The organism is Streptomyces sp. NPDC002795 (genome assembly GCF_042888725.1).
Taxonomy (GTDB): Bacteria; Actinomycetota; Actinomycetes; order Streptomycetales; family Streptomycetaceae; genus Streptomyces.
In genome coordinates, this window is sequence record NZ_JBIAQB010000002.1 from 24360 (window position 1) to 39250 (window position 14891).

Consider the following 14891-nt stretch of genomic DNA (forward strand, 5'->3'; position numbering starts at 1 on the left):
TCCGGAGCGGCCCGGTCGGGCCGTGTGGCGATCCGTCGGCCAAACGGCCCGGAGGCGGTGCGACGCGGTGGCGTCACGGCGCCTCCAGGAGTTCCCCGGAGCCCGGCAGGGGCTGGTTCGGATCGTCGTAGAACAGGGCGATGCCGTCGGCCCAGTACGCCTCCGTGTGGCTCGCCAGGAGCTTCCTGCGCAACTCGTGGACGCGCTCCGGGAGATGCCGCGCCCCGCGCGCGTCCGCGACCGTGACAGCGGCGCCACGGTGGAACTCGCCGCACACCGCCGCCGAGCGGGCCGGGCCGCGGCGCCACAGGGCGACACCGAAGCCGCCCAGCAGTACCCGGGCCAGCGCCTCGGTGTCGTCCTCGTAGCGGTGCTCTCCGTAGCGGCACATCACCGGTACGGATCCGGGTGACAGGTTGCGCAACTCGAAGCCCTCCGGCACCGGCCTGGGCACGCCGTCGTCGCAGTCGAGGATCTCGGCCCTGGCGCCGTGCGCGTGCAGCCATCGCCAGCGGTCCGCGCGGTCCTCGTCCGACTCGGGCGGGGCGGGGGCGCAGTCCTCGAACCCCGGCTCGCCCGGCAGCCGGTCCCGGTCGCCGCAGCGCAGCACGACGGGGCCGCGCACGCCGAGCGGCGGCTCGTCCGGTCGCAGCCGCCAGCCGTCCACCGGCAGGTCGAGGCGGGTGTGCGGAAGCACCACCTGGAGGGTCGCGGGCCACCCCGGCTCGTCGCACTGCCGGAAGGCCTCCGCGAGGGGCGCGGCGAGCCGCTCCGGGAGGTCCTCGGTCGGGGTGCGCTCGTCCTGGCGCACGCAGTCGCGCGCGCCGTCGGGCCGGGTCACGTACACCTGCCAGTCCCAGTGGTCCCGCTCCCAGCCCCGCTCGACGAGTTCGAGCAGCGCGGCGGGCCGGGCCGCCCGGTCAGGGGCGGGCTCGGGCGCCGCGCCGGGTGGTCTGCGCTGCCTCAGGCGCTCGACGCGCTGCTTCTCGATGCGCCGTCTGCGCGCGCCGTCGAGCCGTCCCTCTCCGGCCTGCCGCACCCACTCCCACAGGGCTCCCTCTGCGCCCGACGTGCCCGGCGTGACGAAGGGCCGTTCGGCCGACAGGACCCGCATCGCGTAGTCGAGTACGAGCCCGCGCACGCCCTCGTCGTGCGCGCCCTCGTAGAGGGCCCCGAGCCCGTCCCGCCAGCCGCGCGGCGCGGGCAGCGGGGCGCTCCCCTCGAACTCCGGGAGCGACTCCATGATGTCGAGCAGACCGCGGGTGCTGACCGGGGGCGGCAGGTCGGCGAGCCGGCCGAGCAACTGGACGCGCTCGCCCGCGGTGAGCGTCCGCCCCGGCCGCGCGCCGAGTCGGCTCTGCACATCGGCCCAGGTGTTCCCGGCGGGCTGCGACTGCCGCTGACGGTCGCGGTGGTAGCGGTCGTGGGCGTGGCAGACCGACTGGTAGAGGTCGTCGTGCTCGGCCCGCACCGCCTGCCCCGGCACCGGCGCAGGCAGCGTGCGCAGCTGCTCGATCCCGATGGACGTACCGCCCCGCCCGTGGTCCGCCCGCGACTTCAGTACGCCGATGACCTCGCCGCGCACCGGGTCGACGACGGGGCCGCCCGAGATCCCGTACGGCAGGTCGTTCTCCCCGAGGCGCAGCTGCACGCCGGACGACCAGTCGCCGATGGTGCCCTTGACGGCGATCGGCCCGTCGAGGCGGCACACCTGTCCGTCCACCACGGTCCAGCCGGCGTAGAAGACCTCCCCCTCGCTGTAGTAGGCGGCGGGCCGCTCGGCTACGTAGACGCACTCGTGGTCGACGGGTTCGCGCAGCCGCACGAGGGCGAGGTCGGGGGCGGGCCACTTTCCGGGCACCGCCTGGCCGACGCCCTCGGGGAGCGTGGCGACGACGTCCCCCGGTACGTGGGACGTGCCGCGGCCAGGACCGCTCTCGTAGGCCACCACCAGCTCGCCCCCTTCCCCGCCGCGTGCCACATGTGCGCAGGTCAACACCCAGTTCGGGGCGACGAAGAAGCCGCTCCCGACGAAGCTTCCGGGTTCGTCGGCTGCATACCCGGCCCCTGTGCGATGAATGCGTACGGTCGCCGCCATGACGAGTTCACGTAGTGCAAGGAGGGCGGCATCCCGCTTGCCCGGTGCGCCCCCGTCGCGCACTGGTGTCATGCCCCGGCCCCGGCGACCGTCGGGTCGGCGCCCCCGTGCGCCGGGGCGCCGGGCGATGCGCCCGGGGCCGCGCGGGGTGCGGGTGGCACAGCGGTAGCCGGGTGGGGGGCCGGTGGCGCGCCGGTGGCCGCGTGGGCGGCGGGCTCCTGCGGGTTCTCCAGGTCGGGCGGTCCTTCGTTCCAGGTCAGCGTGACCTTGATGCCCGCCTTCGCCTCGCCGTCCGCGAGGAGTCCCACGACCTTGCCCGCCTTGGCGGTCAGTTCGACGCCGAACTCGACGCTCACCTCGTCGGGGCGCACGGCGCGCAGCGGCCGCGCGAGGGAGCGCGCGACCCCCGTCACAAGCGCGTGCAGACTCTCGACACTCGCCTCCACGCGATCCGTGAACCCGGTGTCGGAGTACGACAACTCCCCCTCACGTACGCCCAGTTCATCGGCCGAACCGGATATCCGGGCCCACACCGGCGTCCCGTCCGGCAGCGCGATCCGCGCGACTCTGGTCTCTTCCTGCCCCATACCGCTCCCCCGTTTCCCGTTCCCCGCGACCCGCCCTGCGGGACAAGGGTCCTTCCCCGGATGAACGGGAGCTACCCCTCGGGCGGGCTTCAAGGTCGCCCGCCCCCATAGGCTTGGTGGGCAGTCACACCACGCCCGCGCGTCCGCGCGGGCCCCGCACGCAGGAGAAACAGCCCCATGTACTTCACGGACCGCGGCATCGAAGAGCTGGAGAAGCGGCGCGGCGAGGAGGAGGTCACCTTCGAGTGGCTCGCCGAGCAACTGCGGACCTTCGTCGACCTCAACCCGGACTTCGAGGTCCCGGTGGAGCGGCTCGCCACGTGGCTGGCGCGGCTCGACGACGAGGACGAGGACGACGAGGAGTAGGACCTCAGGGGGCCTTTCTCGCCGCGCGCACCTTGTCGTACGCGAATCCCAGCGCACCGTGCAGCAGGAGCAGCGCCCCGGCGGCGGTCCAGCCGCCGCTGCGCCGCCGCAGTCCGTGCGCGGTGAGCGGGAGCCCGGCCGCGAGCTGGGCCGCGGCGATCAGCCGGGCCCTGGGGCCGCGCAGCCAGGGGCCGACGCTCGTAGCCTCCACGACATCGAGCTCGGCGTGCACGGCGTCGCGCCAGCCCGACCAGCTGACCTGCTGCGCGTCCGGCTGGACGCGCGCGACCTCGCGCAGCCGGTCGGCGGGTTCGCCGGGAGTCAGCCCGGCGGGGAGGGCGAGTCCGGCGCGGGTGAGCACCGCGAGCAGGCCGACCATGCGGGCGCGCGCGTCGGCCGCGCTGTCGCCGGTCTCGGGTTTCGCGAGGGCTTCGAGGGCCTGCAAGTCGTGTACGGGATCCAGGCCCAGGCGCGCCGCGAAGGTGCGCAGTGCCTCGGCCTCACCGACCGGGGTGCCGTTCGCGAGCCATTCGTAGCCGACGGGGCGGCGGAACCCGGAGGCCAGCGTGAATCCGCTGCGGTCGGCGTCCCACCACAGCGCGAGCACCGGCCAGGTCGCTCCGACGGCGAGCGCGCCCGCCCAGCCGCCGAGCACCCGGTCGACGGGCTCGCCGCCGCCGTCTTCCATGGACAGCCATGGCTTCGCCTCGGGCACGAGGACGCTCCACTCACGTCCGGCGCGGGTGAGCAGCATCCGCTCGCGCAGCAGCTGGGCGGCGGGCCCGACGACGGACGGTTCGGCGCGGCAGAGCAGCAGCGCACCGGCGGGTTCGAGGGACGACATGGCCCCACGCTAGGGCAAGTCGGTGCATTTCCGCAGCAATTGGACGGCCTGCCGGGCGTCGGGGCACGGACTTCCGCGACAGTCTTGACTTTCCCCATCCGCGATATATCGTGTTTGACAGAGGACGCGATATGGCGCGTTCGCTCCTGGCCGTCAAGGAGGTCGCACCATGCCCGAGTGGTCCGTCACGGAGCCGCGGAAGCTCGTCTTCGACGAGCCGGTGTCGGCCCTGCACGTACGCATCGTGAGTGGTGCGGTGAATGTGGTCGGGACGGCCGAGGGCCCGGCCCGCCTGGAGGTCTCGGAGATCGAGGGACCGCCCCTGCGCGTGACGCAGTCGGACGGCGTCCTCACCGTCGCGTACGACGACCTGCCCTGGAAGGGCTTCCTCAAGTGGCTCGACCGCAAGGGCTGGCACCGCAGCGCGGTCGTCTCGCTCGCGGTACCGGCGGACACGCGGGTCGAGGTCGGCGTGGTCAGCGCGGGCGCCGTCGTCTCGGGCACCGAGGGGCCCACGGAGGTGAAGGGCGTCACCGGCGACACGACACTCGTGGGCGTCACGGGCCCGGTGCGCACCAGCACGGTGTCCGGCGGCGTCGAGGCGCAGGCGGTCACGGGTGACCTCCGGTTCAACTCGGTGTCCGGGGACCTGACCGTCGTCGACGGCTCGGGCTCCTTCGTGAAGGCGGACACGGTGAGCGGGTCGGTGATCGTGGACCTGGACCCCGCGGGGCCCACGGACGTGAACCTGACGAGCGTCTCCGGCGAGATCGCCATCCGCATCCCGCACCCGGCGGACACGGAGGTCGAGGCGAACACGGCGAGCGGAGCGGTGTCGAACGCCTTTGAGGATCTGCGGGTGGCGGGCGCCTGGGGCGCGCACAAGATCACCGGCCGCCTGGGCGCGGGCACCGGCAAACTGAAGGCGACGACGGTCTCCGGATCGATCGCCCTGCTGCGCAGGCCCCCCTCGGAAGAGGCCCCGCACCCTCCGGAGCCCTCGGACACCCCCGAGCCGCAGGACGCCGCCCCCGCCGACTCCGCCGACAAGAAGGTCCTCTGACATGCCCCCCGTCTTCGCCCACGGCCGCCTGCGTCTCTACCTGCTGAAGCTGCTCGACGAGGCGCCGCGCCACGGGTACGAGGTGATCCGCCTCCTTGAGGAGCGCTTCCAGGGCCTGTACGCGCCCTCGGCCGGCACGGTCTACCCGCGGCTCTCCAAGCTGGAGTCCGAGGGCCTGGTCACGCACACCACGGAGGGCGGCCGGAAGGTCTACGCGATCACCGAGGCCGGCCGGGCCGAACTGGCGGACCGCAGCGGCGAGTTGGCCGACCTTGAGCTGGAGATCCGCGAGTCCGTCGCCGAGCTGGCGGCGGAGATCAGGGACGACGTGCGGGGAGCGGCGGGCGATCTGCGCCGCGAGGTGCGTGCGGCCGCGTCCCAGACCCGCACGGGGCCCGGCCCCGGTGACTTCATGGACAAGGACGCGTGGCGCGCCACCAAGGAGGAGGTGCGGCGCGCCAAGCACGAGTGGAAGGAGCAGGCGCGGCGCGCGAAGGACGAGAGCCGCCGGGCCCGCGAGGAGGCCCAGCGGGCACGCCGCCAGGCCAAGGAGTCGCAGGAGGAGGTGCGGGCGCAGGCGGCGGAGGACTTCCAGCGCATGGCCAAGCGCGTACAGGAGCAGGTGCAGGACCACTTCACGCGCGGCGACTGGCCGTCGGGGGTGCGTGAGGGCCTGACCGAACTGGCCAAGGAGTTCGGCGAGTTCGGCAAGTCCTGGAGCAAGGACGCCGCGCCCGCCGCCCCTCAGTACCGTCCGCCGAGCGACGAGGCTCCCGTCGAGTACGTCCCGTCGTGGGCCTCGGAGGACTCCAGCGGCGACCCGGCCCGCGACCTGGACCGCCTCCTGGACCGCTTCCGCGACGACATCCGCGACGCGGCCCGCGACCAGGGCGTATCGGAGTCCCAACTCGGTGAGGCACGCCGCCACTTGTCGGAGGCGGCGGCCCGCATCGGGTCGACGCTACGGACACCGAAGGTGTAGACCGGGGCCGGGCACCCACGCCACGGGGCTCCGCCCCGGACCCCGCTGCTCAATCGCCGCAGGGGCTTGATCTGCCCACCCGAGCCGGCCGGCCGCCACTCCCTTGGGCAATCTGCCGCCAACCACGCCTCCCCGCCCATGGCGGTCGACCCCGCCCCGCCTTGGGCAATCTGCCGCCTTGGGCGGCAGGGTGGGCAAGGCGGCACCCCGGTGCCGCGCACCCATGACGACGGGCGCCACCCCCGGCACAGCCCAAAGACCCCGGTGCCGCGCACACATCACCACAGGCGCCAACCCCGGCCCAGGTCAACCGGCCACCGCCTCCCCGCCCCCATACAGCACCCGCTCCACCCCGGCCACCGTCACCCCGTGTTCCGCCAGGACCTCGGAGGCGACGCCCGGGCGCGAGGCGAGGGCGAGGAGGAGGTGCTCGTCGCCGATGGCCCTGTCGTGATGAGCGAGGGCGATGCGCAGGGAGGATTCGAGCACCCCCTTGGCCTCACGGGTGAGCGGCCGCCGCCCGCCGACCCGACGCCCACCGGTCAACACCCCCTCACCATGGGCCTGTTCGACCCGCGCGACGACCTCTTCCACGTCGATGCCGATCCCTGCGAGCGCCTCGGTATCGGCCCGCGAGAGCCCCGCCCTGCGCCGCACCCCCGCAAGCGCCCGCCCGATCGACGTACGCCACTCCTCCGTGTCCGCACCGAGCGCGCCGAGCACAAACGCGCCGCGCGTTCCGCTGCCGTCGAGGAGCGCGAGCAACATATGACCCTCGTCGACGCGCTCCGCGCGCTCCCGCTCGGCCCGGGCGAAGGCCCCCTTCACCACGTCCCGGGCGCCCTGGGTGAACTTCTCGAACATCGCTCATCGCCTCCCGTACTTCTTGTGCACGGCCTGCCGGCTGACCCCGAGTTCGGCCGCGATCTCCTGCCACGACCAGCCCTGATTGCGCGCACTGCGCACCTGTACCGCTTCCAACTGCTCAAGGAGCCGCCGCAACGCGGCGACCGCCCGCAGCCCGACCCGCGGATCGCGGGCCCCCGCCTGCTCGGCGAGATCCGTCGCATCAGTCATGTTGTCAATGTAGGTTGACACGCGCCAGGCGTCAACCAAAATTGACAACACGGGTGCGGAAGAGGGCATGAAAAAGGGGCGCCCGGCAAGCCGCCGCCACGCCCCTCCCCGCGCCGCGTCAGACGCTCAGCACGACCTTCCCGAACAGCTCGCCACCCGCCATCTTCTGGAAGCCCTCACGGGCCCGGTCCAGCGGCAGTACCTCGTCGATCACGGGCCGGACGCCCGTGGCGGCACAGAAGGACAGCAGATCCTCCAGCTCGTCCTTGGACCCCATCGTGGAGCCGACGACCTTGAGCTCAAGGAAGAAGATCCGGTTCAGTTCCGTGGCGGGCGGGTTCGGCCCGCTCGTCGCCCCCGAGATGACCAGAGTCCCGCCCGGCTTCAGGGACTTGACGGAGTGCGACCACGTGGCGGCGCCCACGGTCTCGATCACGGCGTCCACCCGCTGCGAAAGCCGCCCACCCGTCTCCACGGCCTCCACCGCACCGAGCTCCAGGGCCCGCTTGCGCTTCGCCTCGTCGCGGCTGGTCGCGAAGACCCGCAGCCCCGCCGCCTTGCCAAGCACGATCGCGGCCGTGGCCACCCCGCCGCCCGCACCCTGCACGAGAACCGAGTCACCGGGACGTACACCCGCGTTGGTGAAGAGCATCCGGTACGCGGTGAGCCACGCGGTCGGCAGGCACGCGGCCTCCTCGAAGGAGAGCTCCTTCGGCTTGCGCAGCACGTTCCACTCGGGCACGGTGACCTGCTCGGCGAAGGTGCCCTGGTACTTCTCGGTGAGGATGGAGCGCTTCTCGCGCGGCCCGACCCCGTATCCGGTCTGGCCGATGACGGAGTGCAGGACGACCTCGTTGCCCTCGCTGTCGATCCCGGCCGCGTCGCAGCCGAGGATCATCGGAAGGGACTCCTCCCCCAGGCCGACCCCGCGCAGCGACCACAGATCGTGGTGGTTGAGGGAGGCGGCCTTGACGTTCACGGTGGTCCAGCCGGGCCGGTTCTCGGGGGCGGGCCGCTCCCCCAACTCCAGGCCGTTCAGCGGCTGATCACGGTCGATTCGGGCTGCGTAGGCGGCGAACATGACCTTGACGATAGGCGTCACGCCAGGGCCGGGGAACCTCCGCCACCTGTGACACACGTCCCGTAGCCACGAACACGGGAAAGGCCCCGCCAGAGGCGGGGCCTTCACCGAACGAGCCAAACGAGCCGAACGAACCGGGAACTACCGGCGCGCCACGCCCTCGGCCCGAGCGGCAGCGGCAACCGCCGACGTGACGGCCGGCGCCACCCGCTCGTCGAACGGCGACGGGATCACGTACTCGGCGGACAGTTCGTCACCGACCACCGCGGCCAGCGCCTCGGCCGCCGCGATCTTCATCGTCTCGGTGATCCGGGAGGCCCGGACCTGGAGCGCACCGGCGAAGATGCCGGGGAACGCGAGCACGTTGTTGATCTGGTTCGGGAAGTCCGAACGCCCGGTCGCCACGACAGCCGCGTACTTGTGCGCGATGTCGGGGTGCACCTCGGGGTTCGGGTTGGCCATCGCGAACACGAAGGCACCCGGCGCCATGGAGGCGACCGCGGGCTCGGGGACCGTACCGCCCGAGACACCGATGTAGACGTCGGCGCCCGCGAGGGCGTCCTCAAGGGAGCCGGACAGGCCCGCCTTGTTGGTGATCTCGGCGAGCTCGCGCTTGACCTGCGTGAGGTCCTCGCGGTCCCGGCTGACGATGCCCTTGCGGTCCGTGACCGCGACGTCGCCGAGGCCCGCCTCAAGGAGGAACTTCGCGATCGCGACGCCCGCCGCACCGGCGCCGGAGATCACGGCGCGCAGGTCGCCGAGGGCGCGCCCGCTGAGCCGGGCCGCGTTCTTCAGGGCGGCCAGCGTCACGACGGCGGTGCCGTGCTGGTCGTCGTGGAAGACCGGGATGTCGAGGCGCTCCTGGAGCTTCTTCTCGATCTCGAAGCAGCGCGGGGCCGAGATGTCCTCAAGGTTCACGCCGCCGAAGGAGGGGGCGAGGCGCACGACGGTGTCGACGATCTCGTCGACGTCGTTCGTCGAGAGCGCGAGCGGCACGGCGTCCACGCCACCGAACTGCTTGAAGAGAATGGCCTTGCCCTCCATCACCGGGAGGGAGGCCTCGGGACCGATGTCACCGAGTCCGAGGACGGCCGAGCCGTCCGTCACGACGGCCACGACGCTCGACTTCCACGTGTAGTCGTGAACGAGCTCCGGCTGCTCGGCGATCGCGGTGCACACCTTCGCGACGCCGGGCGTGTACGCCAGGGACAGGTCGTCCTTGTCGCGGACCGGCACGGTGGCCTGCACGGCCATCTTGCCGCCACGATGCAGCGCGAAAGCCGGATCGAAGGGCTCGTCGGAGCCCTCGTTGCCGGTACTCGCGTCGCTGCGAGGGTTGACGATCTCCGCTGCCACTTTTCTGACCCCTTAAGTCAATTTGCACAAGTTGAGGGTGGTTCCGTCCCTGATTGAGGGACGGGCGGGCACCGCGCACGCGCCGGACGGTCCTGTTGTGGGCCGACCTGATAGGCACCTGCGCGACGGACACGCCGCACGCGCGCCCTAGAGCCTGTCTTTGGACCCCCGCCTGCGCCCCGACGCCCGGCACGCACGATCGCCGCACGGCCCCCCAGGACAGGTGGCTCCGCCACATGACCTGGCGCTCCGCACGCCGATCGCACGCACCGACCGCCGCTGCGCCCGCGCTTCGCGCGGACGGCGGGGGCCCAAAGACAGGCTCTGCCCCGGATGAGGGGTGTAAAGAACCTTCTTACCTGACGCGCGGTGTCGGCGACGAGCCCGCCCGTGATCGATCACGCCTCGGTGACATGACTCATAGCCGAATATATGGACAAGTCCACAAGGCGATCGCACAAAACGAGAGAAGTCCGCCCGAATGGTGAGACAGCGGGCGGCCCACCGGAGGATCTCCGGCCAAGGGGCGGAAGTTCCGCAGATACTGCACCCCCCATGCACCCTGAAACCGGGGGCGGTTGGCACTCTTCGGTAACCCGTTATCCGATTTTGACATGGCTGACCTCCTGAATCGGCAAGTCCGAATGGCAAGATGCCGTCATCACACGAGGTCGCGACACCCGAAGGTGTGTGCCAAGGCGACCAGCACGGCAACTCCCACCCCGGCCGGAGGAACCAACCATGACCGCAAGCACCACCCAGCGCACGACCGCGAAGTCCGCGAAGTCCCGGATAGCCGCGGTCGGCGCGATCGCGGTCGCCGGCACCCTGCTGCTGACCGGCTGCGGTGACCAGACGAAGTCCGATGACAGCACCAAGTCCGGCACGAAGTCCGCGCCGCTCGCGGACAAGCTCCCGAAGGAGATCCGCGACAAGGGCGTCATCCGGGTCGGTTCCGACATCGCCTACGCACCCGTGGAGTTCAAGGACAAGTCCGGCAAGGCCATCGGTATCGACCCCGACCTCGCGAAGGCGATGGGCAAGCAGCTGGGCGTGACGTTCGAGTTCCAGAACGGCACGTTCGACACGCTGGTCACGGGCCTGAAGTCGAACCGCTACGACCTCGCCATGTCGGCCATGACCGACACCAAGGACCGTCAGAACGGCGTCGACTCCGACACCGGCAAGAAGGTCGGCGAGGGTGTCGACTTCGTCGACTACTTCAACGCGGGCGTCTCGATCTACACCCCCAAGGGCAAGACCCAGGGGATCAAGACCTGGGACGACCTCTGCGGCAAGAAGATCGTCGTGCAGCGCGGCACGGTCTCCCACGACCTCGCCAAGTCGCAGGCCAAGAAGTGCCCCTCCGGCAAGAAGCTCGGCATCCAGTCCTTCGACGACGACCAGCAGGCGCAGACCCGGCTGCGTTCCGGCGGCGCGGACGCCGGCTCCTCCGACTTCCCGGTCGCCGCGTACGCGGTGAAGACCGCGGGCGGCGGCAAGGACTTCGAGCTCGTCGGCGACCAGGTCGAGGCCGCCCCGTACGGCATCGCGGTCTCCAAGGACCAGAAGCAGCTGCGGGACGCGATCAAGGCCGCCCTTGACGCGATCATCAAGAACGGCGAGTACGACAAGGTCATCGCCAAGTGGGGCGTCGAGGCCGGTGCCGTGAAGTCGGCGACCCTCAACGGCGGCAAGTGACCGCGCGTTCCACGTCATTGACCGCGCGGCACACGTCATGGACGTCCGCGACGTCGTGAAAGGCAACATCCGTGTCTGTTGACATAGACAAGACGGGCGGCGGCCCCCAGGACACGCCGCCGCCCGCGGCCGGGCCGACCGCCATCAAGGCGATCCCGGTGCGGCACTACGGGCGGTATCTCTCGGCGCTCATCGCCATCGCCCTGATGGCCCTGATCGTGTACGCGTTCGCCCAAGGCAAGATCAACTGGGGCGCCATCCCCGACTATTTCTTCGACGACCGGATCGTCACCGGCGCCCTGAAGACGCTGCTCCTCACCGTCCTCGCGATGGTGATCGGCATCGTCGGCGGCATTGTGCTCGCCGTCATGCGGCTGTCGAAGAACCCGGTGACCAGCTCCATCGCCTGGTTCTACATCTGGTTCTTCCGCGGTACGCCGGTCCTGGTCCAGCTGTTCATCTGGTTCAACCTGGGCCTGGTCTTCGAGTACATCAACCTCGGGCCGATCTACAAGGACTACTGGTCGTCCTTCATGACGCCGTTCTTGACGGCGCTGCTCGGCTTCGGTCTCAACGAGGCCGCGTACATGGCGGAGATCTGCCGCGCCGGCCTGCAGTCGGTCGACGAGGGCCAGACCGAGGCCTCGCACGCGCTCGGCATGAGCCACGCGAAGACGCTGCGCCGCGTGATCATCCCCCAGGCGATGCGCGTGATCGTGCCGCCCACGGGCAACGAAGTCATCAACATGCTGAAGACGACGTCCCTGGTGTCGATGGTGCAGTTCACCGAACTGTTCCGGGCGGCCCAGGACATCGGCCAGCAGTCCGGTTCGCCGGTGGAGATGTACTTCCTCGCCGCCGCCTGGTACCTGATCATGACGTCGGTCCTCAGCGTCGGCCAGTACTACATCGAGCGCTACTACGCCCGCGGCACCAGCCGCCAACTGTCGGCCACTCCCTGGCAGAAGGTGCGCGGCACCCTGTTCTCCCTGGGCCGCCCGAACGGAGGCATGGCATGAGCGAGCACGCCATGGTCAAGGCCGAACAGGTCCACAAGTCCTTCGGTCACGTAGAGGTCCTCAAGGGCATCGACCTGGAGGTCAAGCAGGGCGAGGTCTTCTGCCTCATCGGCCCCTCCGGCTCCGGAAAGTCGACGTTCCTGCGCTGCATCAACCACCTGGAGAAGGTCAACGCCGGGCGGCTGTACGTCGACGGGAGCCTGGTCGGCTACCGGCAGCAGGGGGACAAGCTGTACGAACTGCGGGACCGGGAGGTCGCCCAGCAGCGCCGGGACATCGGCATGGTGTTCCAGCGCTTCAACCTCTTCCCGCACATGACGGCCGTCGAGAACGTCATGGAGGCGCCGGTCCAGGTCAAGAAGCAGTCGAGGTCCGAGGCCCGTAAGCGGGCCAAGGAACTGCTCGAGCGGGTCGGCCTCGCCGACAAGGCCGACGGCTACCCCTCGCAGCTCTCCGGCGGCCAGCAGCAGCGCGTGGCGATCGCCCGCGCGCTCGCGATGGAACCGAAGCTGATGCTGTTCGACGAGCCGACGTCCGCGCTCGACCCGGAGCTGGTCGGCGAGGTACTCGACGTCATGCGCGACCTCGCCGAGTCCGGCATGACGATGATCGTCGTCACGCACGAGATGGGCTTCGCCCGCGAGGTCGGCGACAGCCTCGTCTTCATGGACGACGGCGTGGTCGTCGAATCCGGAGACCCCCGCGAGGTCCTCACCAACCCCCAACAGGAACGCACCCAATCGTTCCTGTCGAAGGTCCTGTAAACCGGACGATCAAGCCCAACTGTGCACCATTCAAGCCCCTGCGGCGATTGAGCAGCGGGGTCCGGGGCAGCGCCCCGCGACCACGCCGCCGTCTCCGCAGGGGCTTACTTCACGCCCAGCACCATCGCGTCGGACGGCGACGACCACACCGCCCGCGCCTCCCCGAACCCACCCGCGCGGAGCGCCTCCGCATGCCACGCCACCGACGGCGTGTCCCCGTCCGCATGCTCCCCATAGATCTCGAACCGCTCAGCCGTAGGCCCGGCCAACACCGGATCCGCCGCGGCAAGCGCCCACCACTCGCCCCAGTCCACCGCCCCGCCGGTCTTCGCGGAGTCCATCCGCTCATGCCGCAGCGCCCGCTCCGCGGCGTTGATCCGCGGCGTCGTCTGGTCGATCATGTGGTCCGCGTTCATGAAGACGCCGCCGTCGCGGACGAGCCCGGCGACCTGACCGTAGAGCGTCGCGAGGGGTTCGGAGTGCAGCCAGTGCAGGGCGGTGGCGGTGAGCACGGCATCGTACGAGTCGTGCGGCAGCGCCTCGGTCCACCGCGGGTCCTTGAGGTCGGCGGTCACGAACCCGACCCGCTCGTCCCCCTCGAACGTGCCCCGCGCGATGGCGAGCAACGCGGGATCGAGGTCGACCCCCACACTCGTGGCACCGGGGAACCTGGTGAGCAGCCGGTCCGTGATGGTCCCGGTGCCGCACGCGAGGTCGAGCACCCGGGGCGCGGACCCGACAAACGCCTCCACCATGTCGAGCATCACCCGGAACCGCTCCTCGCGGTCCGGCATGTACCACTCTTGTTGCCGGTCCCAGCTCTCCTGCCAGGCCCTCCAGTCGGTGGTACGAGTGTTGGCAGCGGTCTCGGCCATGAAGCCCTCCCGTGATCACCTGTAATACCCTGAAAGCGCGAGCGAGTATTACCCTCGCCCGACACGACGATAGAGCGCCCCGGTAAGGACTACAAGTGGAACTGGCCTATTACTCGGACTACGCCGTGCGCCTCGTCAACACCGAGGAGCCGGGCCGCGGCAAGGACTCCCTGACCTCGGTGGAGGCGGTGCGCGCGCTCTTCGGCGCCAACAAGGAGGCGGCCCGCCGCGCCGCGGACGCCGATCTGACCCGCTTCAGGGGCGTACGGGGACGGCTGCGCGCGGTGTTCGACGCGGCCGACGGCGGCGACGAGGAACTCGCGGTGAACCTGCTGAACTCACTGCTCCTGGAGTTCCCGGTCAGCCCGCAGATCTCCGGACACAACCACCGCGACGACGACGGCCGCCCGCTGTGGCACCTGCACCTGTCCGACCACCCGTCGAACGCGACGGCCGGCTACGCCGCCATCGCCGCGATGGGCCTCGCCTTCCACCTCACCGAGTACGGCGTCGACCGCCTCGGCCTGTGCGAGGCGACACCCTGCCGCAACGCCTACCTGGACACGTCCACCAACCGCTCCCGGCGCTACTGCTCGGACCGCTGCGCGACCCGCGCCAACGTCGCCGCCTACCGCGCCCGCAAGCGCTTGGAGACCGACCGGTCGGAAAGCACGGGACGTACCGCCGAGAAGACCCAGGACAGCACCGCCGCCACCGAGCGCTGACCCTCACCCTCGGCCCACGGCTTGCGGCGCCGCAGCCTGCCGCGCACCTTCGCGAGCACCAGCTCGTCCGGCACGACCCCGTACACCGTGCTGTCGCCCCCGGCGCCCGGGTTGTCGCCGCGCACCCACCAGCCGCCCTCGCGCCGCTCGGCGATCCGCTTCACCACCAGCAGATCCTGCTGGAAGGGGTGGCGCAGCACGATCACGTCGCCCGCCCGCACCCGCGCCCCGTGCTGCACCAGCATCCAGTCACCGGGGTACAGCGTCGGGACCATGGAGGGCCCCTCCACCTCGATGATCTGAAACGGCACCTTCGCCTCGCGCATCTCCTCGATCGCCTCGGGCATCAGAAA

The 14891-nt window shown here is 71.0% G+C and carries 16 protein-coding genes; 7 read left to right on the forward strand and 9 right to left on the reverse strand.

What is annotated here, in order from left to right:
• Positions 1-73 precede the first annotated feature (73 nt).
• Entirely contained in the window at positions 74-2170 is a 2097-nt protein-coding gene (locus tag ACFYWS_RS04600) for a trypsin-like peptidase domain-containing protein (RefSeq protein WP_389269529.1), read from the reverse strand.
• A complete protein-coding gene (locus ACFYWS_RS04605) occupies positions 2167-2685 on the reverse strand; it encodes a CU044_2847 family protein (RefSeq protein WP_389269531.1) in 519 nt (172 codons plus the stop codon). Before ACFYWS_RS04605 ends, ACFYWS_RS04600 begins: the two co-directional genes overlap by 4 nt.
• A gap of 177 nt (positions 2686-2862) precedes the next feature.
• Between ACFYWS_RS04605 and ACFYWS_RS04610 the strand changes: the two genes are divergently transcribed.
• Positions 2863-3051 carry a DUF6104 family protein gene (locus ACFYWS_RS04610; RefSeq protein ID WP_356270338.1) on the forward strand — a complete coding sequence of 63 codons (189 nt, stop codon included), beginning with the start codon at positions 2863-2865 and terminating at the stop codon, positions 3049-3051.
• A 4-nt stretch (positions 3052-3055) separates the two neighbouring features.
• On the opposite strand, the gene ACFYWS_RS04615 is transcribed toward ACFYWS_RS04610, so the two are convergent.
• The gene (locus ACFYWS_RS04615) at positions 3056-3895 is read right to left on the reverse strand and encodes a hypothetical protein (RefSeq protein WP_389269533.1); all 840 of its coding nucleotides are present in this window, start codon (positions 3893-3895) and stop codon (positions 3056-3058) included.
• Between the two features lie 169 nt (positions 3896-4064).
• Here ACFYWS_RS04615 and ACFYWS_RS04620 point away from each other — a divergent pair, with 169 nt between their 5' ends.
• Positions 4065-4958 carry a DUF4097 domain-containing protein gene (locus ACFYWS_RS04620; protein WP_389269535.1) on the forward strand — a complete coding sequence of 298 codons (894 nt, stop codon included), beginning with the start codon at positions 4065-4067 and terminating at the stop codon, positions 4956-4958.
• A 1-nt stretch (position 4959) separates the two neighbouring features.
• Positions 4960-5940, forward strand: coding sequence for a helix-turn-helix transcriptional regulator (locus ACFYWS_RS04625; protein WP_389269537.1), 981 nt, complete (start codon positions 4960-4962; stop codon positions 5938-5940).
• 306 nt (positions 5941-6246) lie between these two features.
• Here the strand turns inward: ACFYWS_RS04625 and ACFYWS_RS04630 are convergent, their stop codons facing one another.
• The 4 genes from ACFYWS_RS04630 to ACFYWS_RS04645 all read right to left on the reverse strand — a co-directional run bounded on the left by ACFYWS_RS04630 (position 6247) and on the right by ACFYWS_RS04645 (position 9454).
• Positions 6247-6804 carry a Clp protease N-terminal domain-containing protein gene (locus ACFYWS_RS04630; protein WP_389269539.1) on the reverse strand — a complete coding sequence of 186 codons (558 nt, stop codon included), beginning with the start codon at positions 6802-6804 and terminating at the stop codon, positions 6247-6249.
• Positions 6805-6807: 3 nt separating this feature from the next.
• Complete coding sequence (locus tag ACFYWS_RS04635) at positions 6808-7017, reverse strand: helix-turn-helix domain-containing protein (RefSeq protein ID WP_267069270.1); 210 nt, start codon at positions 7015-7017, stop codon at positions 6808-6810.
• A 118-nt stretch (positions 7018-7135) separates the two neighbouring features.
• On the reverse strand, positions 7136-8098 hold the full coding sequence (locus ACFYWS_RS04640; protein WP_389269541.1) for a zinc-binding dehydrogenase: 963 nt from the start codon (positions 8096-8098) through the stop codon (positions 7136-7138).
• A gap of 141 nt (positions 8099-8239) precedes the next feature.
• Complete coding sequence (locus ACFYWS_RS04645) at positions 8240-9454, reverse strand: NADP-dependent malic enzyme (protein WP_389269543.1); 1215 nt, start codon at positions 9452-9454, stop codon at positions 8240-8242.
• A 741-nt stretch (positions 9455-10195) separates the two neighbouring features.
• Between ACFYWS_RS04645 and ACFYWS_RS04650 the strand changes: the two genes are divergently transcribed.
• From ACFYWS_RS04650 to ACFYWS_RS04660, 3 genes are all read left to right on the forward strand, one after another.
• A complete protein-coding gene (locus tag ACFYWS_RS04650; RefSeq protein ID WP_389269545.1) occupies positions 10196-11155 on the forward strand; it encodes an ABC transporter substrate-binding protein in 960 nt (319 codons plus the stop codon).
• A gap of 71 nt (positions 11156-11226) precedes the next feature.
• Positions 11227-12174: an amino acid ABC transporter permease gene (locus tag ACFYWS_RS04655; RefSeq protein ID WP_389269547.1), complete on the forward strand. Its 948-nt coding sequence runs from the start codon at positions 11227-11229 to the stop codon at positions 12172-12174.
• An 11-nt stretch (positions 12175-12185) separates the two neighbouring features.
• A complete protein-coding gene (locus ACFYWS_RS04660) occupies positions 12186-12938 on the forward strand; it encodes an amino acid ABC transporter ATP-binding protein (protein WP_389271682.1) in 753 nt (250 codons plus the stop codon).
• A 104-nt stretch (positions 12939-13042) separates the two neighbouring features.
• Here ACFYWS_RS04660 and ACFYWS_RS04665 read toward each other — a convergent pair whose 3' ends face one another.
• A complete protein-coding gene (locus ACFYWS_RS04665; RefSeq protein ID WP_389269549.1) occupies positions 13043-13813 on the reverse strand; it encodes a class I SAM-dependent methyltransferase in 771 nt (256 codons plus the stop codon).
• Between the two features lie 95 nt (positions 13814-13908).
• Here ACFYWS_RS04665 and ACFYWS_RS04670 point away from each other — a divergent pair, with 95 nt between their 5' ends.
• Complete coding sequence (locus tag ACFYWS_RS04670) at positions 13909-14538, forward strand: CGNR zinc finger domain-containing protein (protein WP_389269551.1); 630 nt, start codon at positions 13909-13911, stop codon at positions 14536-14538.
• On the opposite strand, the gene sodX is transcribed toward ACFYWS_RS04670, so the two are convergent.
• On the reverse strand, positions 14442-14885 hold the full coding sequence (sodX, locus tag ACFYWS_RS04675) for a nickel-type superoxide dismutase maturation protease (protein WP_389269553.1): 444 nt from the start codon (positions 14883-14885) through the stop codon (positions 14442-14444). The two genes, ACFYWS_RS04670 and sodX, sit on opposite strands and share 97 nt — an antisense overlap.
• Positions 14886-14891 lie beyond the last annotated feature (6 nt).